Origin of the sequence: Parasphingorhabdus sp. DH2-15 (assembly GCF_051668705.1) — a bacterium.
Classification (GTDB): domain Bacteria; phylum Pseudomonadota; class Alphaproteobacteria; order Sphingomonadales; family Sphingomonadaceae; genus Alterisphingorhabdus.
This window is the reverse complement of the sequence record NZ_CP196351.1, coordinates 208,784-233,973: the sequence shown is the minus strand read 5'-3', so window position 1 is coordinate 233,973 and position 25,190 is coordinate 208,784. Positions and strand designations below refer to the sequence as shown.

The following is a 25,190-nucleotide window of genomic DNA, read 5'->3' as shown; positions in this document are numbered from 1 at the left end:
AGCCGCGCAGCGTTCAGGCCCTTTTCTGCAAACCAGGCCGGATATGCTGAGACAAAGCCTTAAATCTGCTTACTTGATTTTGGCTTCTTTGAATTCGACATGCTTGCGAACGACTGGATCATATTTACGGAAGGTCATTTTTTCCGTAATATTCCGAGGGTTCTTTTTCGTCACATAATAGAAACCGGTATCAGCTGTGCTGACAAGTTTGATTTTGACGGTGGCTGGTTTCGCCATGGTACATGCTTCCTATTTTCATCAAATGGCACTGCTTGATAGACCTTCATATAAGCCCGAATCGGAACTCAGGAAAATGCTCGCTATTTTGCAGCAAAAAGGACGCATAACCGCCCATATAACAGCGGCGCTGAATATGCTTTTCGGTGACAAAGTCAAGAGCAAAACACATTGGCGTTGCGCTTAGTCAGCCACAAACTTTATCCGAGCATGATTAAATTATCACAATATTAGCGCATATATGCGTTATAGTCGGCGCTATGGAAGTGTTTTTGTCCACCTTATTACTTACGGCGCTAACCCAGATAGGCGACCGCACACAGATACTTGTGGCGGCCCTTTCTATCAGATTTCCAAATCGCGCAGCGCTTATCGCGGGCTGCGCTATCGCAACCGCAATAAATTGTGTGCTCGCCGCTTATGCTGGCCGATTGGTCAGTGAGTGGATCAATGATGATGCACGAATCTTATTCTATGCTCTTGCTTTAATCTTTGCTGGCATTGGTATGCTGGCTTGGCGCCGCCCTATCGATCTGCTCGAAAACTGGCCGAGCGGAGCCTTTCTGACTATATTTGCCGGACTGTTTATCGTTCAACTGGGCGATAAGGGACAGTTTATCATCGGAGCAACAGCTGCGCGTGATGGTACGGCAGAGTTCGCCATGGTCGGCGGTTGGTGCGGAGTTATGATGGCATTACTGCCTGCTATTATGTGGCAGGAAGAACTGGCTCGCATGCTGCCCATTAAAACCATCCGCAAAATCGGCGGCTATGGCTTTTTAATAGGCGGCATATTTTTCGCGCTAAAAGCATGGCGCATAATTTGAGCATATTGCGATTCGCGAGAATCGCTGCGAATTCCCCTCATGAAAATGCTAAATATGCATATTGTATTGCATCAGACGCAATTTACACCGAAACTCGGCGCCAAAGTTGTTGCGAGGACGTTATATATTGTCGTTTTTAAGCAACATTTGATTAGCGTAACGTTAAAAAATGCTGAATCATCGCTGCAAGCTGCTTGTATGAGCAGCTTTTACCGATAATAATCCTATCCGTGAGAATCCACGGAGGGAATTGAGAATGAAGAGCATTACTAACTCTGCACGCATGTTGCGTGCAGGAACAGCTGTTGCTGCTATGGCAACAATATTGGCAACATCTCCTGCCAACGCTATTGTTCCTAATGAAACAACCGATAGCGAAGCAATTGTTGATGATGAGGGCGGTGTTAATGGTATCGGCCAGTTTTTCCGTTCAGACGGTTCTGTTTGTACAGGCTCGCTGATAAATGCACGTACAGTCCTGTTCGCGGCACACTGTGTAAACGACCGCCCTGAAACAGATTTTGACGGCACTAATATCGCCTCAGCATTCTCTTTCAATGCCAATGCCTTACCTGGCTTACAAAACTGGTTTACCAATGGTTTTACCACCAATACGGCATTGAATGTATTTAATATCTCGCGTATCCAATATGATCCGCGCTCACTGTTAAACCCTGACGCCCAAGGTTTTATTGAGGCAGATATTGCATTGGCAACACTGGATACACCAGCTGCCGGCATCCCTACTTGGGCTCTTCTCTTTTCACCGCTTCCTAATCCTGGAGCAACCGGCCCTGGCGGAACAGGCTACCACGTCAACATCAGTGGTTTTGGTGGTACAGGCAATGCTCTTGATGGCGCAGTTGACGGCATTGATTTTCGTCGTCGTGCAGCAGAAAACCTGCTCGGCGCTTTTGCATCTTTGGATGATATTAATAATGCATTAGGCCAATCCGACGCTTTCTTTGGACCTGGCGGCAATACTCTCCCGCAAAACCTTTATGTGATCGACTTTGACAGCCAAGACGGGAATACTGGGGCTGATTTCAACATTCTGCGTGATCCTGCACTGCCTAATGAAGGCACGACAGCAGGTGGTGACTCAGGCGGTCCTCTGATTCTTGATGCGGCAAATAATGCCATCACTAATGAAGATCTGTTGATCGGCACGCTCTCCGGCGGCTCACGCTCGCTCAACGTACCGTTTAGCTCATTGGGCACAACGAGCTTTTATCAGCCAGTATTCCTCTATTGGCAATTTATCGCTGAAACCAATCCATATCGCTATGTTGGCGCTGCTGAAGGCGATGGCGATTGGGAAGATGCGAGCCATTGGGTAAGTTTGCTTGACCCGAACTACCGGATTATCGATGATGCAGGCAATATCGTTAATGGCATTCCAGATACACCGGAACTAGGCCTTAACGGAACAGAAGGTGATTTCGGCGCAGTCTGCGCCGAGGGTATTATCACTGCAGTTTTTGGTCGGAGCAATTGTACCGACCTTGCAACGGGTGAGACATTTGATACCACTCCCCCTCCAGCCACTCCCGATGCAGAAGCTGGCATTGCTGATGCCACAGTCACATCAGGAATTGCTACGGTTGACTTGGAAGCTGCTGGTTTGCAGCGCGATGAAACTGAAGCAGCTACAGCAACAGCACCGGCTTCATCATATGATGGCATCGCACTGGCAGCAGCTGACGATGCCGTAACCGCAATCAATGCTGGCCTTGAACTTGCGCCTGAAGGTACAACGGTTACCGCCATCAATGCAGCGATTGACTTGGCGCCTGAGGGCGAAACAAATACCGCTATTGATGCAGATGCCGATCTCGATGGCTCATCAGATGTGGGTTCAAACATAGCATCTGTTGATCTTGATCAGTTTACTCTGGTCGCAACCAACGATGTCCAACCGCAAGAAGATGGCATGGATATGATGCCAGATGACGATGCAGGCCCGCCGGCATTGCCACCAGCAACTATTGATAACGGTCTGCCTGGTGCAACTGGTTTCGTGCCTGACAATATCGAAGACGATGTTGCTGGCGGCATTATCGGACGTTTCTTTGATGTTACACTCAGCAACGCCGGCACCACGACGTTGAGCAGCATGGTCGAAATCGACAATCTGACTGTTACAGGTGCGGCAGGATTGAATATTGCGGAAAACGCTAGCCTGAACAGCATCTTAGGCATTAATCAAACTGGTGGTTTAATTAATGTCGACGGCCGTTTGAGTGGTAATGGCGACTTTACGCTGTTCGCTGGAATGCTGACGGGTACTGGTACAGTGGCTACACCATTCACTACCAATATTGCTGGTGTAATTTCACCTGCAGGAATGGGTACCATCGGTACCCTAAACTTTGAAGGCAATTTGGTACTCGCATCAGCAAGCACATATTTGCTTGACCTTGATGATATGGGCAATTCAGACCTGATTACGGTCACTGCAAGCGATGTGCCTGGTAGCGGTGTAGCTTCTATTGGCGGCACAGTGTTGATCAATCCATTGACCAACTTCCTGTTCAATGACGGCGATACTTATACTATCTTGACGGCTGAAACTGCTCTGGATGGTGAGTTTGCCACTGGATTTGGCAGCAACAGCGCGGTTCTGGATCCAACCTTTAACACCGTTAGCAATGATGATGGTTCATTCAGTGTCCAACTTGTTTTCAACGTCAGTGATTATGTCGATGTTGTAGACCAGACATCAGCTGTTCAAACATCTTATGCAGCTTTGTTAGATGCCAACCGTGCAAACGGTCTGGCCGCACTGCCTGACATTTTCACCTTTACTGAAGGTGCTAATGCGGCAGATCTCGGTGCTACGCTGGAAGGGTTGGCTCCATTTACAGAAACTACCCGCCTCAGCATTGCTGAAATGTTGGTAAACAGCCTGATGGGTTTCAACCGTAATCGTCTGGCAACAGCGTTTTCGGATGAGCGTGGCGGTAGCGTTGCCATCAATGCCAACCCGCTGCAACTGGCAGTAGCTTCCAATAATGGTGCTCCTGTTCAGCAGGCCTTTGCAAGTGCAACATCAGCTGCACCTCAGGCGGATAACGCTTCTAACAATACGAACTCCGGTGTTGACTCGAACTTTGCATTGTTCTTCTCTGGCGGTTATCTGGAAGGTCAAGGTCAAGGTATGCCATCAGCACTGACGACCGGCCCTGACAATTTTAACGGCTATTTCTTCAGCGGGGGTCTTGAATACTTCCCAACAGAATCCAGCATCATCGGTGTTTCACTTGCTTATGCTGATATTGATGGTTCATCACAGCAAGGCCAAACCGCCGACGGAGAATTGATCCAAGGTACGGTTTATGGCGCCATCAAAACCGGTGGTATCATCATTGATGGCCAAGCAAGCATTGGTAGCTTCTCGACAGATACGTCGCGTACCGTTGCAGTTGGTGCCAACAGTTTTGATCTAGCAACAAGCGACGACAGCCTGACCTTCTCGGCTGAAGTTGGAATTTCTGGCGAAATCAAGACCAAAACTGTTCGTTTGATCCCACGCGCTGCGATCAACTATGCAACTGTAAATTTTGATGACGTAGCAGAAACAGGCGGTGCACCTGCTCTGAACATCCAACGTGATAGCTTTGATACATTGCAAGGCCGTGCCGGCGTTACTTTAACAGGTAAAGCAGGCAGCAAGATACAACCTTGGGTAAGAGCCGATTATGTCCACGATTTCCAAGATCGTGACAACAGCTTCGGCGCTGGTTTTGCCGGTGGCTCGGGCGCATTTGCTCCATTTGCAATTGCTAGTGATGACAGTGACTGGGCGGAATTGGGCGCTGGCCTGAGTGTTACCACAGGTAACATCGTTCTAGGAGTATCAGTTGAAACCACCGTTGGTCGGGATGATTTCCAAAATCAATCTTACCAAGGTTCGATCAGATTCAAATTCTAATCTAATCTTATGCATATAATATTAGGGGCGCTCCTTCGGGGCGCCCTTTTTGTTTGACCTGATATTATATTATTGAAGTAACCCCAGACAGCCCAATTGTCCCTAGCACCACATAGCCAAGTCACCTTCGTTCAATGACAGCAGATAATATTAGAATGCAAGAAGAGTCGGAATGGCATTACATCGAGCGAACCTGCTAGTGCCGATATAAAACAAGCGCCTATGCGCCTCCGCATGCAGCATGATGATAAACGCATTCTTTATAAACGCGATATAATCATAACAAAAAAGGGGAGAGCAATCGCCCTCCCCTTTTTCTAATATCTGTAGCCAACATAATATTAGCCATATAACACTCTGTCTGCCCGTGTTTAGAGGCCAGAGCCTGTTGCAATCAGTCTTGCTTAGCCGCCAGATTAACCGCGGAATATTTGCCCCGGCGATCAACTTCGAGATCAAAGTCAAGCCGGTCGCCTTCTTCAAGGCCCGACATTCCTGAGCGTTCGACAGCAGAAATATGCACAAACGCATCTGGCTGGCCATCATCGCGTTGAATAAAGCCAAAGCCTTTCATAGCGTTAAAGAACTTCACTGTACCGCCGACGCGTTCACCCGTCAGTTCACGCTTTGGTGGAGCCGCGGCAGCCTCTACCGGAATGACCTCACCATCAATTTTCAGATCGCTGGCCGATACTTTACCGCCGCGGTCGATCAATGTGAATTCCAGCTTTTGTCCTTCGGCAAGGCCTGTCAATCCAGCCCGCTCAACAGCGCTGATATGAACAAAGACATCGTCTCCTCCGCCATCACGCTGAATAAAGCCGAAGCCTTTGCCGCCATTAAAGAATTTTACAGTCCCGGTGCCTTCACCAACAACCTGTGCTGGCATGCCGCCGCTTGGACGACCACCGCCACCGCCAGCACCGCCGCGAGGCTCATATCCGCCACCGCCGCCGGCATTGTCACGGCCATAACCGCCGCCGCCACCGCCGCGATTATAGCCGCCGCCACGATTATCGTTACCACGATTGTCATTGCCGCGATTATATCCACCGCCGAATGCGTCACCCGGGGGTGGGAAACCACCGAAATCATCTTCGCCAAATCCGTCCCGCTTGTCACGACCTCTGCCACGCCGGCCTCTATCAAAACCCATAATATAACTACTCATTCACGCCCAATTATAGTCGACAGTTGCCCCCGGACGAACAAAACATCTGTCGTGTGGAAAAACATTCCCAACTTTTTTACATGCCTCTGTCAATATGCAATGCCGGATAGGTGTAGCGGCAAAACTATTGACAACAGAGACAATGCCAGCCTTTGGGAACTTTCCTAATCAGGAAACAGCCGTTCAGCCAGAAGATATTGCGACTCTGTATAACCCAAAAAATCCAAATTAGCGAATGTTTTAGCATGGCATAGTTGCTTTTTTGCAAGCTGGTGATGAAGAGGCTAACCGAACTTGCCCAGCAATATGGATAAAACCAGCCATCACCAGCTTCAAACCATTGTGAATCCGATATTATCTGACCATGAATTGCCCATATTTATTGTCGGCAACATCCGCTTTTAAATAGGTAACAAATGTGACAATCATGTTTATTCTGTTGCCAATACAGTGCATAGACCAGAATAACATAATGGGCTGATATTATGATTTACTCATAATGCTTCAGTAACTCAGGCCAACAATCTCAGGAGCGATTCATTGAGCGTTTTTTTTCATGAAGAAGATCTGCCAGCAGGTGTTTTGGCATCGGGTGATGTTGCAGTAGACACTGAAACCATGGGACTGCAAACGCATCGTGACCGTTTATGTGTTGTCCAGATTTCTGATGGTGGCGGTGATGAACACCTTGTCCGCTTCGGACCGAATAGCGATTATGCGGCACCAAATTTGCGTCAGATACTGGCAGATCCGGAACGCGTGAAACTTTATCATTTCGGCCGCTTTGATTTGGCCGCTATCTACCATTATCTGGAAGTTGTCGCTGCACCTGTGTTTTGCAGCAAGATCGCATCGCGGCTTATCCGTACCTATACGGACCGGCATGGCTTAAAGGAACTGGTGCGCGAATTGCTGGGTAAAGATATTTCCAAGCAGCAACAATCCAGCGATTGGGGTGCGCCCGAACTGTCCGATGCTCAGCGCGAATATGCCGCCAGTGATGTGCGGTATCTGCATGCTCTGCGCGAACAGCTTATCGTTCGCCTAGAACGTGAAGGGCGCATGGAAATAGCGCAGGCCTGTTTCGACTTTCTACCGCACCGCGCAAAACTGGATCTTATTGGCTGGCCAGAGATTGATATTTTTGCACATAGCTAATATATCACGCTCAATCACTATGGGATGATGGCCTATATCGATACGCAATGCCGCGCATCGTTAGCCAGAATACCGGATAACAGGTACACAGCATGACCGAAATCGCGCAACAAAGGCGAACGCAGCGACAGGATTTTGCTGCGCCTGACGGAAACCATGACAGAATGATACGCTTTTTACGCGGTGCTTTACCAGCAGCGATTGGTAGTTTATTCGCCTTTCTGGTGCTGGCTCCGCTGCTGCAACGTTCAGAACTAAGTTTCCTGTTAGACAAAGACACGGTGGAAATTGCCCCCGAAGCTATGCGCGTAGCTGATGCAATTTATCGTGGTAAAGATAGCCGTGAAAGGCCCTTTACACTACAAGCCGGTGAAGCCATTCAGCGCAGCTCTGACATTCCCATTGTCGAACTGTCAGAGCTTACCGCCCGCCTATTATTTGAATCTGGCCCGGGTGAGTTAAGGGCCGATCAGGGCGAATATGATATTGAGGGTGAGCAGGTCGAGATTATCGGTCCGGTACTTTTCGAGAGCGAAAATGGATATCGTCTTGTCACTCGCGATGTCGATCTTGATCTGCGCGAACGGTCATTGAAAAGCCGCGGCCGCGTCAATGGTCGCACGCCAATGGGTACATTTGAGGCTGACAGTTTGCGCTCTGATCTGGAAGCCCGCACAGTTACTCTGGAAGGCAATGCAAAACTCAGGATAGAGCAAGGACGCTTGCGATAATGCGCCAAGTGCAATACCCCCCTATTCCCTAACGCTTTTAGGCTTCACATTATGACCCATCACATCCGCCAACCACTGTTTCGATCGATATTGTTCGTCATGGGTGCGATACTGCCGATTGCCGCGCTGATGCTGGTCATCACGCCAAGCACCATCCGCGCGCAGGCATTGTTTACGCACAACAGCAATGCGCCAGTGTCTTTTGATGCCGGCCGTATTGAGCTGCAACAAAGGCAGGATCGGGTTGTTCTGTCAGGCGGCGCTGATCTTCAGCAAGCCGGTCTGCGGTTACGTGCAGCCCGCGTTACAGTGGCGTTTAGCGATGTTGGGTCGACGGATATTAGCCGCATTGATGCCGTTGGCGGCGTGGATATCAGCAAAGGCGATACCCGCGCACAGGGCGAAAATGCCATTTATGATCTTAACCGGCGCATTATCACCATGATTGGTAATGTCCGCCTCAATCGCGGCGGTGACACATTAACCGGCGAACGACTGACCATCGATCTGACAACAGGTGTTTCCAGCGTCGATGGCAGAGTCGGACGGTCAGGCTCCGGTGCAGGTGCCTCCAATCAGGGCCGCGTCAGTGGCAGCTTTGCCGTGCCACAACGCGGCGATGCACAAGATGCACCGCAATAAGCCGAGAATGACAATTTTATAATGGATGATTCTGTAAACCTTGCTGCCGCTGGCATCTCTGCAAATCACCTGCATGAGCCTGCTTTGCGCCCGGAAGCGCTGGAAGATGGTTTGGCCGTGGTATCGATTGCCAAAAGCTATGACCGCCGCGCCATCCTGACTGATATTTCCCTCTCGGTCGCAAAAGGGGAAGTTGTTGGATTGCTCGGCCCTAATGGCGCCGGCAAGACGACCTGCTTTTATTCGATTATGGGTCTGGTCAAGCCCGACGCTGGCCGCATCATGCTCGATGGCGAAAATATTACTGCGTTGCCAATGTATCGCCGCGCAATATTGGGTTTGGGCTATTTGCCGCAGGAAACCTCTATCTTTCGCGGCATGACGGTAGAGCAAAACATCATGGCCGTGCTGGAAATGGCGGAACCAGTGGCGCAGGAGCGTCAAAATATGCTAGAAAGACTGCTGGATGAATTTGGTTTGACCAAATTGCGTGATGCGGCCGCGATGGCCCTTTCTGGCGGCGAAAGGCGGCGCTGTGAAATTGCACGTGCATTAGCGGCCAACCCCTCCATCATGCTGCTCGACGAGCCATTTGCAGGCATTGATCCGATCTCTATTTCCGATATTCGCGATCTGGTGATTCAATTGAAATCGCGTTCTATTGGCGTGTTGATCACAGACCATAATGTGCGTGAAACACTGGATATCGTTGATCGCGCCTGCATCATATATGATGGTCAGGTGTTGTTTTCTGGCACTCCTGAAGCACTAGTTGCAGATGAGAATGTTAGACGCCTTTACCTAGGTGAAGGGTTTGCCCTATAAATAGGGTATATGACCGACCAGTATCATTTCTGCCTGCCCGTCACTGAAAGCCGCGCTTTCAGTAAAGGCTGGTAGCTGCTGCTATGGCGCTCGCACCTCGCCTCGACCTGAGGCAAAAACAATCACTAGTAATGACGCCGCAAATGCAGCAGGCGGTGAAGCTGCTGACCTTATCCAATCTTGAAATGCAGGAATATCTGCGCGAAGAGATTGAGAAAAACCCTTTGTTGGAGCAAGAGAGCGAGGCGGCATCAGCCAGCACTGAAACCGATGCCATAACGCCTGTTGAAACGCCAGATGGTGATGCGCTGGATGGTGGTAGTGACTTTGGCGATGACAATATAGCCACGGCAGATATGCTCATCGCGCAAGGCGCAGGGCAAAGCGATCAGCCACTCGACAGCAGCGCAGAAGATGTCTTTCATCATGATTGCGTCAATGACAGTGTTTTCGAAGCGATTGGAGAGATTGGCGGACCAGCGACAGGCTCCGCTGCTGGTGATGGATCTTTACCTGACATTGAAGCGCGCCATGCCGAAACACCATCATTGGCTGACCATTTGCGGCAACAGGCTGGCGCAATGCTGGCCGATGCTGATATGTTTATTGCGGAAATGTTGATCAGCAATATTGATGAAAATGGTTATTTGCAGAGCAGTTTGCACGATATTGCCGACCAATTGGGCATAGGTGTGTCCAATGTGGAGGCAGTGCTTGGCGTCATACATACGATGGACCCTAGCGGAGTGGGCGCACGCGACCTTGCCGAATGTCTGACGATACAGGCGAAAGAGGCCAATCGTTATGACCCGGCCATGGAACGCATGCTGAAAAATCTCGATCTTGTGGCGCGGCGAGATATTCCCCGGCTCAAGCGTATTTGCCGCCTCGATGAAGATGATATTATCGATATGATCAATGAGCTGCGCGCCTATCAACCGCGGCCGGGCAGTATATTTGCCAATGATATGGCAGCGCCAGTTGTTCCTGATGTTATCATCAGTGAAACGCATAATGGCTGGAAGGTTCAACTTAACCCTGCAAACCTACCGCGTATCCTCATAAACCGCAGCTATCATAGCGAGCTGATCGATGGTGTGCAGGACAAGAATTCGCAAACATGGCTGAATGAGTGCTTGGCCGATGCACAATGGCTGGTGCGTACATTGGATCAGAGGCAGCGTACAATCACCAAAGTGGCGACCGAATTGGTCCGGCGGCAAGAAGACTTTTTCAAACATGGGGTGGCGCATTTGAAACCGCTGACGCTGCGTGAAATTGCCGAGAAAGTGGAGATGCACGAATCAACAATATCGCGCGTCACCAGCAATAAATATCTGACCTGTGATCGCGGTGTTTTTGAGCTGAAATATTTTTTCTCTTCGGGCATTTCATCATCAGATGGCGGTGATGCGGTATCGTCCGAAGCTGTCAAAAATGCTCTGAAGACCTTGATAGATAATGAAGATCCGAAGAAAATCCTCTCAGATGACAAGCTGGTTAAAATGTTAGGCGAACAAGGCTATGATCTCGCTCGGCGGACCGTGGCTAAATATCGCGAAGCCATGAACTTGGGGTCATCCGTTCAGCGCCGCCGGTTGAAATCAGGTCGCGTCTAACAGATCAATCAAATAGCCAGCTAAAAGTCGATGGCAATGCCTTTATAAACCCAATCACCATAGCGGGTCGGGCTTTTTTCGGCTTGTTCTGATGAGGATGAACCACCCGGTTTAACATCGGGTACAGGGTCATCAGACCAATGGGCAGGCGCAGCAATATGTGCCGGACGCTTGGTCATACGCTCTATGTCTTTTGGCAGTTTCGATTGCTCTTTCGCCATATATCTCGCCCTTTTGCTACGTCTCTTTGTCTGTTGCGCAATCATGTTAGTCGCAGCATGTGGCTAAAAAACCGTGCTCACCGCGAATGCACCATGATTGTAATATGGCAGAAAACCACCATATTAGGATATATAGGCAGCGAAATGGTGATTGCAAAACCACCATATGCCTATACCCTTTCATATGTCTTGCATAAGGATGAAATAACGCGATGAATCAGGTGAAGACGGTAATGTTGCTGGCGGCGATTACAGCTATCTTCATGGCATTGGGCTACACATTAGGTGGCCCCGGTGGTGCCTTCATGGCCCTGCTTGTTGCAGCGGGGATGAACCTGTTCAGCCTTTGGAACGCAGACAAAATTGTCCTGCGTATGCACAATGCGCGCGAAGTGACGCCGGCTTCCAATCCTGAATTTTATAATATGGTGCGAAATCTGTCGCAAAATGGCGGCCTGCCTATGCCCAAAGTCTATATTATCGACAGTCAACACCCCAATGCTTTTGCAACAGGGCGCAACCCTGACAATGCTGCCGTTGCTGCGACAACAGGCTTGCTCAGCATGCTGAACCAAGACGAAATTGAAGGTGTTATGGCGCATGAACTGGCGCATGTGAAAAATCGCGACACGCTGATTATGACCATGGTGGCAACTATCGCCGGCGCGATATCGATGATCGCTAATTTCGGCCTGTTCTTCCGTGACCGCGGCGCAGGCATTGCTGGTCTGCTGGCCGTATTTGTTGCGCCTATGGCTGCCATGATCGTACAAATGGCTATCAGCCGTACGCGCGAATTTGGCGCAGATGCAGGCGGCGCTGAAATAAGCGGCAAGCCATTGGCACTGGCATCAGCGCTGGCGAAAATTTCGGGGGAAGCACAGCGCATCCCCAACCCGGTCAGCGAGCGCGTACCCGCTGCAGCGCAGCTCTATATTGTACCTGCTGGCCTACGCAGCATGTTCTCCACCCATCCCGATACAGGTGATCGCATTGCCGCGCTGCAAGATATTGCCCAACATATGGGGCAATCATCGGTCATGTCGCAAACCTATGATATGGCCCATGATGATTGGGCAACTGCGCAAGTACATCGCCACAAAGGCAGCAAAGGCCATGGGGTTTCCGTTCCAAAATCTGTGGCAAATAATCGCAAGAAAGCACGGCCTTCCAGCGCGCTGGACCCGCTGCGCCGCAACTAATATGGCATATTTTGCGGTTATCGGTTTCCATAATCGCAAAACCCTCCTAGGCCGCGAAGATGACTAGGCCGGACAGTTCAGCAAAACCAGAACGTAACCCCAAAGACGAAAGCAGCGGTGTTGAAACCCGCCGCGCTGCCTTGGCCATGCTGGAATCTGTTCTGAGACGCGGCGACACGCTTGATGTGGCGCAAAATACCGCCTGCAAAAAATTGACGCGCAGTGACGATGCGGCTTTCGCGCTCGCCATAGTTGCAGAAACTTTGCGCAATTTGGGCGGATTGGACGAACTGCTCGACGGAGCGATGAAAAAACCGTTGGCCGATCATGCACGGCCGCGCTTTGTGCTGCGGCTCATGTTGGCGCAATCACTTATACTCGGCACACCAGCCCATGCCGTTATCGCCACTGGCCTGCCCTTATTAGCGGGTGGCCCACGCCGATTGGCGCATGGTGTTTTCTCCGCAATAGACAAACAACGCACAGCCTTAGAAAATGAAAGCCTATTGCCTGATCCGCCATGGCTGCCGCCCGAGGTGCAAGAACGCTGGCAACAAGCATGGGGCGATGACATGACAGTCAAAGCACGCAAAGGCTTTGCCAAAGCACCGCCCATCGACCTGACTGTGCGCGATGCAGATAAGACAGATATGTTAGCGGAAAAACTGGGTGCTATTAGCATGGCTGCAAGGCATTTGCGGCTCGCTGAGGGCGTAAGGCTGAGCGATGATCCGGACTTTAATGCTGGCGATTATTGGGTGCAAAATCTTGCCGCCAGCCTGCCCGCCCGCCTATTGGGAGAGGGTGAAGGCCGAACCGTGCTGGATTTATGTGCAGCACCGGGCGGTAAAACCATGCAACTGGCTGCACAAGACTGGAACGTAACCGCTTTGGATTCCTCCAAAAAACGGCTGAAGCGATTGCAGGAAAACCTTGATCGCACCGGCCTTAAAGCCGATATTGTGACCACAGATTTGCGCGTTTGGGAGGCTCCTACAGCCAGCGATGCCATCTTGCTGGACGCCCCTTGCACGGCCACCGGCACATATAGGCGCAACCCGGATGTGCTCTACCGTATTGGCGAGAATGAGATCCAAAAACTGACCAGCTTACAGCGCACATTGCTGGACCGCGCTGCCAAATGGGTCAAGCCGGGCGGACAGCTGGTTTACGCCGTGTGTTCTCTGGAGCCAGAAGAAGGCGAGGAGCAGGTGCAATATTTCCTTGAGAAACACAGCAATTTTACACTTAAGGAGCTGCCCGCTAATGCGCTGCCCCAAGGCATAGCGGCTGATGATAATGGCTGTCTGCGAATCCTGCCCGGCATGATGGAAGATCAAGGCGGACTTGACGGCTTTTTTGTCGCCAGTTTCCAACGCTCTGAATAAACGCAAGCCAGTTTACAACCATTACGCGGCAGAACGCGGCATAAGCTGTAAATTGTATGCAGCATAATTGTGGACAGCCGCGCAACTGACTTGCCCAGCGTGCTGGTTAGGCTAAAGTTCGCGGCATGACGACAGCGCCTCTTATCTCACCTTCTATCTTATCCGCAGACTTTGCCAAATTGGGCGAGGAGGTACGCGCCATTGATGAAGCCGGGTGCGACTGGGTGCATATTGATGTGATGGACGGCCATTTTGTGCCCAACATCACCATTGGCCCTGATGTGGTAAAGGCGCTGCGCCCGCATAGCGATAAACCCTTTGACGTGCATTTGATGATTTCGCCGGTTGACCCTTATGTCGAAGCCTTTGCTGAGGCTGGCGCAGATATTATCACCGTGCATCCGGAAGCAGGACCGCATATCCACCGCACATTACAGTTGATCCGTTCACTGGGCAAAAAGGCGGGGGTGGTACTCAATCCCGCTACTCCGGAAAGCGCACTGGACTATCTGATGGACAGTGTCGATCTGATCCTGGTGATGAGCGTAAATCCAGGCTTTGGCGGGCAAAGTTTTATCCGCAGCCAGCTCGACAAAATCCGCGCCATACGCGGCATGATCACGGCATCAGGACGCGATATTCATCTGGAAGTCGATGGCGGCGTCAATGCTGAGACCGCGCCTTTATGCATAGAAGCGGGCGCAGATGTGCTTGTTGCGGGCAGTGCCACATTCAAAGGCGGGCCAGAGCGTTATGCCGATAATATCAAGACCCTGAAACACGGGCTGGCAGGCTAAGGTGGACGCAGAAAAACTCGGTCAGCAGCCCGCTATTGATGACGCGGGTGATAGCGACCAAGTTCAGCAAGCATTGATGTTGCAGGCAGAGGAAGATGATAGCCTTTCCATGGGCGAAAGAGCCATTAACCGCTTTTACCGCCTCGCATGGCCAACGGCTTTGTCGCGTTTTGTTGTTGATGAAAAACTGCCCTTGCGGCTCTTATGCTTGCCGCAAGATACAATATCCGGCGACAATGCACGCGGCATGGCAATCCGCGCAGGCTTTTTCCATTTTCTGGGTATTAAGCAAAAGATAGATGGATTTGATCATCTTGGCGCGAAATTACCGCCCGGTTTTCAGGAATATTATCACGGCTTTCATTGGTTGCGCGATTTTGCCGCAACCGCGCCGCGCGAACAATTGCGCAGTGATGCAGAAGCAATGGTCGCGCAGTGGCTGGATATTAATGGTAACAAGATTGCGGGGCCAGGCTGGCAACCACATATCGCAGCATGGCGCTTTTTGCACTGGGCAGCATATGCACCCTTGATCATTGGCGGAGATGATCGCCGTCACCGTGCAAGAGTGCTGCATCAGCTTGACCGTACTGCGCGTATGCTCGACCAAAATGCCGATAAAGCGCCATTTGGGACTCCGCGATTGGCAACATGGGTAGCGATTGTGACCGCGTCGCTCATCCTGCCCGGCGGCAAAGCGCGGCGGATATTCGGTGAGGCAGGGCTGAAAAGATTGCTCAAAACCATGCTGGATGACGATGGCGGGGTTATTTCACGCAGTCCGCGCGGACAGTTTCGCACCGTGGCTCTGCTCGGCATATTGCGGTCGGCCTATGAAGCGGCTGACGAGCCAATGCCAAAACCGCTCTATGATGCGCTTGCCGCTGCGGTTCCTGCTTTGCAAGGCATTACCCATTTTGATGGCTCATTGGCCAGTTGGCAAGGTGCGCCCGCTCTTTCATCTGCCGAAGTTGATGCCGTGGTAAAGGCCAGCAAGATCGTCGCACGTCCATTACAGCAAGCGCCCAATTGGGGGTATCAACGCATACCGGCAGGCGGCGCGGTCGTCCTGGTTGATGCGGGTGCGCCGCCATTGGCCAAATTCAGTGAAAGCGGGTGTGCATCGACCCTTGCCTTTGAATTTTCCAGTGGTGACCAGCGCATTATTACCAGCTGCGGCGGGGCTAGCTGTATCGGCGGAGCCATTCCTGCCAAATTATCGCAGGGCCTGCGCGCCACGGCGGCCCATTCAACCTTATGCTTGGACAATCTCAACAGCACGGCCGTGCTGGCCAAAGGCACTTTGGGCAATGGCGTGACTGAGGTTGAACTGGAGCGCAAAGAACTGGATAACGCCACGCGCCTGGAAGTGGGCCATGATGGCTATGCCAGAAATTATGGCTTACTCCATCGCCGCATCCTGCTCTTGCGTTCTGATGGCACGGAGGTTCGTGGTGAAGACCTGCTGGTCCCAACCGAAGATACGCGCAAATCACGCCGTCGCAAATTTGAGCAAGTGCCCTTTGCGATCCGCTTCCATCTTAGCAAGGGTGTTGAGACTTATCTGACCAGCAATGCGCGCGGCGCGATGTTGCGGCTTGCAGATGGACGCGTATGGCAATTGCGCTCAGCAGATGCCGCCGTGACGATCGAGGACAGCCTTTGGGTGGATGCCAGTGGCACACCGCAAACGACAAAACAGATAGTTTTATCCGGCAATACCGGCCCGGGCGGCGGACGCCATGGCTGGGTGCTCAAACAAATGGAATAGGCCCAAAAGAATGACCGACACACATATCCCGATTAAACGCGCATTATTGTCTGTATCAGACAAAACAGGGCTGGCCGAACTGGGCCGGTCACTGGCTGATTTTGGTGTTGAACTGGTGTCGACCGGCGGCACAGCCAAAACCCTGCGCGATGCCGGATTAGACGTTAAAGATGTGTCTGAACTCACCGGCTTTCCCGAAATGATGGATGGGCGAGTGAAGACACTGCACCCCAAAGTGCATGGCGGGCTGTTGGCCGTACGTGACAATGCCGAACATGCCGCTGCGATGGACGAGCATGCAATAGGCGCGATCGATCTGGTGGTGGTCAATCTCTACCCCTTTGCGCAGACTGTAGCGAGCGGAGCAGAGCGGCCAGATATTATAGAGAATATTGATATTGGCGGCCCCAGCATGGTGCGCTCTGCCGCGAAGAACCATGCTTATGTCACCATTGTTACCAACGCGTCAGATTATGGCGATCTGGTGGCCGAATTAAACGATCATGGCAGCGCCACCACTCTGCCATTTCGCAAGAAGATGGCGGCCAAAGCATTCTCTGCCACTGCGACTTATGATGCTATGATTGCCAGCTGGTTTGCCTTTGCCGATCAAGGTGAGCAATTCCCCGAAACACTGCCCATGGTGGCGATGCGGGCGGACACTTTGCGCTATGGCGAAAACCCGCATCAGGCCGCAGCGCTCTATCTGCCTGCTGGTCCTGCCGGTTCTGGCATTGCGCAGGCGACGCAGATTCAAGGCAAAGCGCTATCTTACAATAATTATAATGATGCTGATGCTGCGCTGGAGCTGGTCAGCGAATTTGCCGATGGTCCGCCCACAGTGGTGATTGTGAAACATGCCAATCCGTGCGGCGTTGCCACTGGCAAGACCATTATTGAGGCTTATGAAAAGGCATTTGCCTGCGACAGTGTATCGGCCTTTGGCGGCATTGTTGCGGTCAACCGCACATTGGATGAAGCAACAGCGCGCGCCATAACCGGCATATTCACCGAAGTTGTATGCGCACCCGATGCCGATGATGCAGCGAAGGCAGTCTTTGCCGCGAAGAAAAATCTGCGCCTGTTGCTAACGGGTGACCTGCCCAATGCACGGCGCGGCGGCATGATGGCCAAGACGATTGCTGGCGGTTGGTTGATCCAGAGCCGCGACAATGGCCATATTGCCAAGGATGCACTGAAGGTTGTTACCAAACGCCAGCCAAGCGAGCAGGAACTAGATGATTGCCTGTTTGCATGGACCATTGCCAAGCATGTGAAATCTAACGCGATTGTCTATGCCAAAGACGGCCAGACCGCAGGCATTGGCGCAGGGCAAATGAACCGCCGTGACAGTGCGCGCATTGCCTATGCCAAAGCGCAGGAAGCAGCGGAAACGCAAGGATGGAGCGAGGCATTGACCAAAGGATCAGCTGTTGCCTCTGATGCGTTTTTCCCCTTTGCCGATGGCCTGTTGGCCGCAGTTGAGGCGGGGGCAAGTGCGGTGATTCAGCCCGGCGGCTCCATCCGCGATGATGAGGTTATCGCCGCCGCTGATGAAGCTGGGCTAGCCATGGTCTTTACTGGCATGCGCCATTTCCGTCATTAGGCTTGGTTGGGAGCTTTAGACCCAACCCTTGTTTGTTGGAACCCTAATTGCTGGAACGGCGCTTTTGAAAGCCCTGACCACCTTGCTTACTGCCCGGTTTGCCCCCGCTTGGCTTGCTACCGCTGGGATTGGGACGCGCATTGGGGCGCGAATTGCGACCACCATTGCTGGAATTTTTGCCACCAGAACGCTCTGCGCCTGCACCTGATGTCTGACCATCGGGCCGCCCGCCATTGCGCGGTTTGAAATTGCTTTTGCCGCCGGGTTTATTGTGAGAGCGTCCGGAAGGCTGGCCCGAAGATGGCCCTGAAGATTGGCCATCACGGCGCGGGCCTTTACCTCCACTGCGGTTAGCCTCTTGGCGATTATTGGCGCTGCGATTGCCGCTTGCTGTGTCTTCGCCTTTTTCACGAAAGGCCGCAGGATTATAATCGCTGCGTGGGCCGCGTTCACTTCTCTCGCTACGCTCTGCGCCAGCGGCGCGGTCTGGGCGGCGATCACGATTGCCGGATCGATTTCCACCCGGACGTCCACCGCGTGCACCGCCTCTGTCACTATCTGCACGGGCACCTGAACGTGCGCCAGATCGTCCGTCTGAACGTCCCCCTCCTGATTTGGCACCACGCCCACGCCCGCCGCCATCACCGCTGGGTTTCTTTGCGGGGCCGGGCAATGCTTTGGCCTTTTCGATGAAGTCATCAGGCAGCGCCATGGGCGTGAGTTTTACACCCGTCAGCTTTTGAATATCGCGAATATAGGGTTTTTCATCCGGCGCGACAAAGCTGATCGCTACACCCTCAGCGCCCGCACGCGCGGTGCGACCGATGCGGTGAACATATTGCTCTGCCACATTGGGGATTTCATAATTGAACACATAACCAATATCGGAAATATCAATGCCGCGCGCGGCAATATCCGTGGCGACCAATATCTGCATTTTCTTCTGACGAAAGCCCTGCAAAGCGGCGGTGCGCTGCCCCTGGCTTTTGTTGCCATGAATCGCGGCGGCTTGCAGGCCAGCGCCCATAAGGTGACGGACAACACGGTCCGCGCCATGTTTGGTGCGCGTAAACACCAATGCTTGCTCTCCATTCAGCGCTTGCAGGCGCAGTGTCAGCAACGCCTGTTTTTCCTTTTGCTGCACATGGGTCACATATTGCTCAACACGCTCTGCGGTGGTGGATTGCGGCGCAACCGACACCTGCACAGGATTGTTCAAAAAGCGCGCGCCCAATTCGGCAATCGCCTTGGGCATGGTGGCGGAAAAGAACAGGCTCTGCCGGTCTTTGGGCAACAATTTATCAATGCGTTTCAGCGGCACGATAAAGCCCAGATCCATCATCTGATCGGCTTCATCGAGCACAAAAATTTCCACATTATCAAGGCGCAATGCCCGCTGCTCAATCAGATCGAGCAAGCGGCCCGGCGTCGCCACCAGAACATCAACACCGTGCGACAATTGGCGGATTTGCCGGTTGATCGGCACGCCGCCAAAGACAGTGGTGACTGACAATTTCAGGAAGCGCGCATATTCGCGCATATTATCGGCAATCTGTGCCGCCAATTCGCGCGTGGGGGAGAGGATCAGCATACGGCAGCCCTTATGCGGCGCCTCTTTTGCATTGCTGGCCAGATAATCGAGCGAAGGCAGGGAAAAAGCCGCTGTTTTGCCGGTGCCGGTTTGCGCGATACCGCACAGATCGCGGCCTTTCAGCAATGCTGGAATGGCCTGTTTCTGGATTGGCGTCGGGTCGGTATAGCCCTTGCTCTTTAATGCGCGCAAAATAGGTTCGGCCAAGCCGAGTTCTTCAAAATAAGACATAATATTCTCAATATAAAAGCATATACCGCGCACCGGTGGACCGATGCGCATGCAGATGCGGGAAACAAAACGACCCGCGTGAAAAGGGAGGTAACATGGTGCATCTGGATGATCGACCGGTCCGGATGGTTCCACTTGACATAAGGGCCAAGGGTCCGGCGTTCACGCTATCGATATTACCGCGCGAGAGATTTCGCGAACGGCACAGATGCTGTTGTATGGCGGCATGTGGCGTCTAACCACCAAAATAGCAAGACAATTCCGGCTTTGCGCGCAATAATAATATGTGAAAGCAGCTAAATATTGCTTTGACCAAGCACCCGCTGCGCCAATTTCAGGTGCGGCATATCGAGCATTTTGCCATCTAGCGACACCACGCCAGCGCCGGGCTGCTCCGCAAAAGCCGCGACCACGGCGTTGGCATAGGCCATCTCTTGCGCATCAGGCGTGAAAGCCGCATTGATGATCGCCACCTGCGCCGGATGAATGGCGAGCATGCCCGCAAAACCATCGGCCCGCGCCGTTTCCGCCGCGCTTTGCAACCCGCTTTCATCACGAAAATCGGCATGCAGCGTATCAATAGCCAAAATATCGAGCGCATGAGCGGCAAGCAACGTGCTGGCCCGTACCATTTGGTAGGGGAATGTCCATTGCCCCTGTGCATCACGCTTGCGCGTCGCGCCGATTGCAGCGCTTAAATCCTCCGCGCCCCATGTCAGCGCCGCAAGCCTCGCGCGCCCGGCATAATCTTCGGTAACATAGCGGTGCACGCTGATCGCGGCTGCTGGTGTTTCAGTGACGATGGGGATGACGGTAATGGATTGCGATGGCAGGGCATGTGCCTTTTCCTGCGCCAGCAACATAGCGTCCAATGTGCGGATATCATCGGGGCCGCTTGCCTTGGGCAGCATAATGCCCGCAGGGGCAACACCATCAGCAAATATACCCGCCAGATCATCCTGCGTTAAACCGCTGCCCAGCGGGTTGACCCGCACCCAATAGCTGGGCGCTTCATCATCGCTCTGCCGCGCGGCAAGAAAACTGCACGCCATTTTGCGCGCACCACTTTTGCCATCAGGTGCCACTGAGTCTTCCAGATCAATGATGACAATGTCGGCGCCGCTGACTCTTGATTTTTCCAGCTTGCGCGCACTATCGCCCGGCACAAAGAGCAGCGAGCGCATGGCCCTTACTGGTTTGACACGCGCCATTATACCATGCCCTTTGCAGCCTCAGCCTGCGCATCAGGGCGCGGCAGCATCAATGCCGAGCGCTTGCAGCTGGCAACCAGATCATCATGCTGATTAAAGGCACGGTGGGCAAACACCACAATGCCCTGGCCCGGGCGCGATTTACTGGGCCGCATGGAGAGAACCTCGCTTTCCACCCGCACAGTATCGCCATGGAAAAGCGGTTTGGGGAAGCGCACTTCATCCCAGCCAAGATTGGCGACCGTGGTGCCCAAAGTCGTATCACCAACCGAGATGCCGACCATCAGACCCAGAGTGAAACAGCTGTTGACGATACGTGTGCCAAACTCGCTATTATCCTGACACCATTGCTCATCCAGATGCAGCGCCGCCGGATTATGTGTCATCGCAGAGAACATCAGATTATCGGTTTCCGTCACCGTACGGCGCAATGCATGGGTGAAGGTCTGGCCGATAGTGAATTCTTCAAAATATAGGCCTGCCATAATGTCTCTCCTTAGCTGTATGCGCGATAACGCAGAGCAGGAAATGTGGCAAGCGAAGCAGTTCCAAATTGTGCCGAGTAAAGACGGGGTCGTAACGATATTTGACCGCAGCGCCTGTCCACGGCATGTTGTGACATGATAAGGCCATAAGGCAAGCTGGGGAGAATATTTATGCGGTTATGGATACTATTGGGGGCGCTACTGGCGCTTATTACCATGCCTTTGCAAATCTCAGCACAATCGCAAAACCCGGATTCGGAGAAAACAGCACTTGTCGGTGGGCGGCTCATTGATGGCTATGGCGGTCGTCCGCTGGCCAATAGTGTGATATTGATCGACGGGAACATCATTCGCGCTGTCGGAACAGTGGACACTTTGGCGGTCCCACAAGGGTATCACGTCATCTCAACAGACGGCATGGATGTGCTGCCCGGCCTTTGGGAAATGCATGCGCATCTTATGCTCAATGGCCATGCCGATTATCCCCATTGGCAGAGAAAATATTTTGACCGTTTTGCCACAGAAATCATGCCTGCATCTGCACAGCAATTGCTGTTGGCAGGCATTACATCGGCACGCGACCTTGGTGCACCACTTGAGGCCAGCGCTTCGGTTAAACGCCGTATTGAAAACGGTGAGATTGCTGGCCCGCGACTGCAGGTATCTGGCCCGTTTTTGCAGCATGAGGTTGATGACTGGCAAAAAGGTTATCGCTGGGCAGTGACCAGCGTTACCGATGCACGGGCCAAGGTGGACCGTTTGGCCGATGCGGGTATGGATATCGTCAAGCTGATTGACCAAGACAAAATGCCATTGGCAGTTGCGCAGGCCATTGTTGACCATGCCCATGCACGCGGCATGAAAGTGGTCGGCCATTCACACCGCCCCAATGAAATCCGCCGTGGGCTTGCTATCGGCGTCGATAATTTTGAGCATACGGGTCTAACTACCGCGCCGGCCTATCCTGACGATATTATGGAATTGCTGCGCGAACGCACGGCAACGGGCCGGATTGCGGGCGGGCCATTATTCTGGACGCCAACGGTTGAGGGCCTGTGGAATTTTGATCTGTTGGTGGATAATCCAGAAAGGCTGGATAATGATTGCTGGCACCGCGGACTAAAACCCGACACGATCGCCGATATTAAGCAATCGCTCAAAGAACCGGGTAAGCTCGATTATAATCAGCTCACCCCATTGCGCAAACCTACATTGAAAAAGAAGTTTCAACAACTGCGCGATGCGGGTGTGGTGATGCTGGTCGGCACAGATAGCGGCATCCCCACCAAATTCCATTGCCAGTCAACATGGAATGAGATGGATGTCTGGGTCAATGTTATGGGCGTATCCGCTATGGACACGATCAGAGGCGCTACCTATTGGCCAGCTGTTATGGCCGGCAAGCAGGATAAAGTCGGCAGTGTGCGGCCCGGTAAATATGCTGATATCATTGCTGTTCAGGGCGATGTTCTAAAAACCATAGAGCTAATTCAACGTGTCGACTTTGTGATGAAGGACGGTATCGTCTATAAACAGGATGGCAGGGTAGTAGAGGCCAATTTGCGTTAAATTCGGCGTAGTATTCATGCACCTCAGAACTATTTAAACGGCAACCACATTGACCAGCCAAACCGTCGGGGCTTGTCATCCTGCCATTCGGACAGACCAATGGTCATATCATCATGGCCGTCACACGGCTGCGCGATATATGTACCAAATAGCCGGTCCCAAAATACGAAGCAGAAACCGAAATTGCTGTTTGTCTCGCGCTCTATCGCACTATGGTGAACGCGGTGCATATCCGGCGTCACCACAATCAAGCGCAAAACACGGTCCAGCCATATTGGCAGGCGGATATTGGCATGGTTGAACAAGGGGAAAAGTGAGAGCAGCAGCTCAAATATAATAAGCGCGCCGAGAGGAACGCCCAGCAAAAAGGCAATCATCATCTTATAGGCCATCGAAAGCCCGATTTCGAGTGGATGAAAACGCAGCGCCGTGGTCATATCAATGTCGCGGTCGGCATGATGAACGCGGTGTAGCCGCCATAATAAAGGGATATGATGCGTTGCCAGATGCTGCGCCCAGACCGCAAAGTCGAGCAACATTATGGCGAGCAGATAAGCAGCCCAAATAGGTAGCCCGAGCATAGGTATCAGGCCAAAATCTCCCACGCCCAATGCGCTGACCCCGCCATAAAGTGCGACCGCCATTGCTGCCTGAGTAAGGCGCTCCACCGGCATATTGACCAGCACGAATCCGATATGGCTGCGCCATCGGGCCGTGCGGTCATCACGCAAGGCACGCCGCCGAAACGCCCATTCGCTCAGTAGTAGGACCAGCACCATAGCGACAAGCAAAGCGCTTATCAGTAAAGGCTGGTCACTGGCGATCATGATGCGAGGCTGGTCTTTTCATCGTCAAGGCTGGGATAATCAATATACCCCTCTGGCCCCTGGCTATACCAGGTCGGGGTAAAGTCCCATGGCGTTTTGCCGCCCAATGCGGGGTTCAGCGGTGCATTTTGGCGCATACGCTTCACCAGATCAGGATTGGTGATGAAGGTCCGGCCAAATGCGATGGCATCGCAAACCCCTGCATCCAATGCAGCCTGTGCCCGCTCTTTGTCATAATCACTGTTGAGCACCAAAGGCGCGTCAAACACCTTGCGAATATCAGGGCTGACTGCCGGAATATCAGTATTGCCGTAAGTGCCATGTGGCGGCGGCTCGCGCAGTTCCAGAAAAGCAATACCGATATCATTGAGCAATTTGGCAGCGGCCGTGAATGTCTCCACCGGCGTTGCGTCATCTGCGCCTTGTGAATCGCCATTTGGCGACATGCGCACCGAAACACGGTCTGCACCCCAGACATCGACCAGCCGCTGTGTTACTTCACCCAGCAAACGAATACGGTTTTCGATTGGTCCGCCATATTCATCTTCGCGAAAATTGCTGTTCGATCGGATAAACTGATCGATCAAATACCCATTGGCCGCGTGCAATTGCACTCCATCAAAACCCGCTTTTTTCGCATTGGCCGCGGCCATTTCATAATCGGCCAGCAAGCGGGGAATTTCTTCCAATGGCAATGCACGGGCCTGCTCATATTGCTTTTTACCCTTATAGGTACGTGTGCCACCCGGCCCTGTCGTCGCCGATGCAGAAATGGGAGGCGCCCCAACATTAAAGTCAGAATGGACCAGCCGCCCCATATGCCAAAGCTGGCAGATAATCTGGCCGCCTGCTTCATGCACTTGTTCAACTATCGGCTTCCAGGCTTCCAGTTGTTCATCATTCCAGATGCCTGGCGCAAAAGGCGTGCCTAGCCCTTCCTGACTAATGCCTGTGGCTTCGGAAATAATCAATCCGGCACCGGCGCGCTGGCTATAATATTCCCCCATCATCGGCACGGGTACATGCGCTTTGGTAGCACGGCACCGTGTCAAAGGGGACATTAAAGCGCGGTTTGGTGCAGTGATTGCACCAAGCGTTAAAGGTTCAAACAAAGATGGCATAATGCAGTTTCCTAATAAGATTTGCA

Annotated in this window: 20 protein-coding genes and 1 pseudogene; 13 read left to right on the top strand and 8 right to left on the bottom strand. The window is 52.4% G+C overall.

The features are described 5' to 3' along the window. Window positions 1-69 precede the first annotated feature (69 nt). Window positions 70-237, bottom strand: a complete 168-nt coding sequence (gene rpmG, locus ACR9YC_RS01080) for a 50S ribosomal protein L33 (RefSeq protein ID WP_010233410.1) — start codon at window positions 235-237, stop codon at window positions 70-72. A gap of 272 nt (window positions 238-509) precedes the next feature. Between rpmG and ACR9YC_RS01075 the strand changes: the two genes are divergently transcribed. Continuing rightward, window positions 510-1,064, top strand: a complete 555-nt coding sequence (locus tag ACR9YC_RS01075) for a TMEM165/GDT1 family protein (RefSeq protein ID WP_438728856.1) — start codon at window positions 510-512, stop codon at window positions 1,062-1,064. A 256-nt stretch (window positions 1,065-1,320) separates the two neighbouring features. Beyond that, a complete protein-coding gene (locus ACR9YC_RS01070) occupies window positions 1,321-4,998 on the top strand; it encodes an autotransporter domain-containing protein (RefSeq protein ID WP_438728854.1) in 3,678 nt (1,225 codons plus the stop codon). Between the two features lie 394 nt (window positions 4,999-5,392). On the opposite strand, the gene ACR9YC_RS01065 is transcribed toward ACR9YC_RS01070, so the two are convergent. Beyond that, complete coding sequence (locus ACR9YC_RS01065; RefSeq protein WP_438731897.1) at window positions 5,393-6,154, bottom strand: cold-shock protein; 762 nt, start codon at window positions 6,152-6,154, stop codon at window positions 5,393-5,395. A 555-nt stretch (window positions 6,155-6,709) separates the two neighbouring features. On the opposite strand from ACR9YC_RS01065, the gene ACR9YC_RS01060 reads away from it, so the two are divergent. The 5 genes from ACR9YC_RS01060 to rpoN all read left to right on the top strand — a co-directional run bounded on the left by ACR9YC_RS01060 (window position 6,710) and on the right by rpoN (window position 11,144). Further along, entirely contained in the window at window positions 6,710-7,327 is a 618-nt protein-coding gene (locus tag ACR9YC_RS01060) for a ribonuclease D (protein WP_438728853.1), read from the top strand. Window positions 7,328-7,419: 92 nt separating this feature from the next. Continuing rightward, a complete protein-coding gene (lptC, locus tag ACR9YC_RS01055) occupies window positions 7,420-8,058 on the top strand; it encodes an LPS export ABC transporter periplasmic protein LptC (protein WP_438728851.1) in 639 nt (212 codons plus the stop codon). A 51-nt stretch (window positions 8,059-8,109) separates the two neighbouring features. Next, window positions 8,110-8,700, top strand: coding sequence for an LptA/OstA family protein (locus tag ACR9YC_RS01050; RefSeq protein ID WP_438728849.1), 591 nt, complete (start codon window positions 8,110-8,112; stop codon window positions 8,698-8,700). 21 nt (window positions 8,701-8,721) lie between these two features. Next, complete coding sequence (gene lptB, locus ACR9YC_RS01045; RefSeq protein WP_438728847.1) at window positions 8,722-9,525, top strand: LPS export ABC transporter ATP-binding protein; 804 nt, start codon at window positions 8,722-8,724, stop codon at window positions 9,523-9,525. Between the two features lie 83 nt (window positions 9,526-9,608). Further along, complete coding sequence (gene rpoN, locus ACR9YC_RS01040) at window positions 9,609-11,144, top strand: RNA polymerase factor sigma-54 (RefSeq protein WP_438728845.1); 1,536 nt, start codon at window positions 9,609-9,611, stop codon at window positions 11,142-11,144. 20 nt (window positions 11,145-11,164) lie between these two features. Here rpoN and ACR9YC_RS01035 read toward each other — a convergent pair whose 3' ends face one another. Continuing rightward, complete coding sequence (locus tag ACR9YC_RS01035) at window positions 11,165-11,365, bottom strand: DUF1674 domain-containing protein (protein ID WP_438728843.1); 201 nt, start codon at window positions 11,363-11,365, stop codon at window positions 11,165-11,167. Window positions 11,366-11,577: 212 nt separating this feature from the next. Here ACR9YC_RS01035 and ACR9YC_RS01030 point away from each other — a divergent pair, with 212 nt between their 5' ends. The 5 genes from ACR9YC_RS01030 to purH all read left to right on the top strand — a co-directional run bounded on the left by ACR9YC_RS01030 (window position 11,578) and on the right by purH (window position 18,129). Beyond that, a complete protein-coding gene (locus ACR9YC_RS01030; protein WP_438728841.1) occupies window positions 11,578-12,567 on the top strand; it encodes a M48 family metalloprotease in 990 nt (329 codons plus the stop codon). A gap of 59 nt (window positions 12,568-12,626) precedes the next feature. Next, on the top strand, window positions 12,627-13,955 hold the full coding sequence (locus ACR9YC_RS01025; protein ID WP_438728839.1) for an RsmB/NOP family class I SAM-dependent RNA methyltransferase: 1,329 nt from the start codon (window positions 12,627-12,629) through the stop codon (window positions 13,953-13,955). 125 nt (window positions 13,956-14,080) lie between these two features. Beyond that, window positions 14,081-14,752 (top strand): ribulose-phosphate 3-epimerase, encoded by a 672-nt coding sequence (gene rpe / locus ACR9YC_RS01020; RefSeq protein ID WP_438728837.1) that lies wholly within the window; start codon window positions 14,081-14,083, stop codon window positions 14,750-14,752. 1 nt (window position 14,753) lies between these two features. After that, complete coding sequence (locus tag ACR9YC_RS01015; protein ID WP_438728835.1) at window positions 14,754-16,523, top strand: heparinase II/III family protein; 1,770 nt, start codon at window positions 14,754-14,756, stop codon at window positions 16,521-16,523. 10 nt (window positions 16,524-16,533) lie between these two features. Next, the gene (gene purH, locus ACR9YC_RS01010; protein WP_438728833.1) at window positions 16,534-18,129 is read left to right on the top strand and encodes a bifunctional phosphoribosylaminoimidazolecarboxamide formyltransferase/IMP cyclohydrolase; all 1,596 of its coding nucleotides are present in this window, start codon (window positions 16,534-16,536) and stop codon (window positions 18,127-18,129) included. A 442-nt stretch (window positions 18,130-18,571) separates the two neighbouring features. On the opposite strand, the pseudogene ACR9YC_RS01005 reads toward purH, so the two are convergent. The 3 genes and pseudogenes from ACR9YC_RS01005 to ACR9YC_RS00995 form a co-directional block, all read right to left on the bottom strand. Beyond that, window positions 18,572-19,951, bottom strand: a pseudogene (locus tag ACR9YC_RS01005) (DEAD/DEAH box helicase); the annotation flags it as partial. A gap of 296 nt (window positions 19,952-20,247) precedes the next feature. Further along, entirely contained in the window at window positions 20,248-21,162 is a 915-nt protein-coding gene (locus ACR9YC_RS01000) for an HpcH/HpaI aldolase/citrate lyase family protein (protein WP_438728831.1), read from the bottom strand. Further along, window positions 21,162-21,647, bottom strand: a complete 486-nt coding sequence (locus ACR9YC_RS00995; protein WP_438728829.1) for a MaoC family dehydratase — start codon at window positions 21,645-21,647, stop codon at window positions 21,162-21,164. The genes ACR9YC_RS01000 and ACR9YC_RS00995 overlap by 1 nt, the downstream gene beginning before the upstream one ends. A 171-nt stretch (window positions 21,648-21,818) precedes the next feature. Between ACR9YC_RS00995 and ACR9YC_RS00990 the strand changes: the two genes are divergently transcribed. Beyond that, window positions 21,819-23,216 (top strand): amidohydrolase family protein, encoded by a 1,398-nt coding sequence (locus tag ACR9YC_RS00990; protein ID WP_438728827.1) that lies wholly within the window; start codon window positions 21,819-21,821, stop codon window positions 23,214-23,216. Between the two features lie 29 nt (window positions 23,217-23,245). Here ACR9YC_RS00990 and ACR9YC_RS00985 read toward each other — a convergent pair whose 3' ends face one another. Then, window positions 23,246-24,043: a sterol desaturase family protein gene (locus tag ACR9YC_RS00985; protein WP_438728825.1), complete on the bottom strand. Its 798-nt coding sequence runs from the start codon at window positions 24,041-24,043 to the stop codon at window positions 23,246-23,248. Beyond that, window positions 24,040-25,164 carry an alkene reductase gene (locus ACR9YC_RS00980; RefSeq protein ID WP_438728823.1) on the bottom strand — a complete coding sequence of 375 codons (1,125 nt, stop codon included), beginning with the start codon at window positions 25,162-25,164 and terminating at the stop codon, window positions 24,040-24,042. Before ACR9YC_RS00980 ends, ACR9YC_RS00985 begins: the two co-directional genes overlap by 4 nt. Window positions 25,165-25,190: the final 26 nt, after the last annotated feature.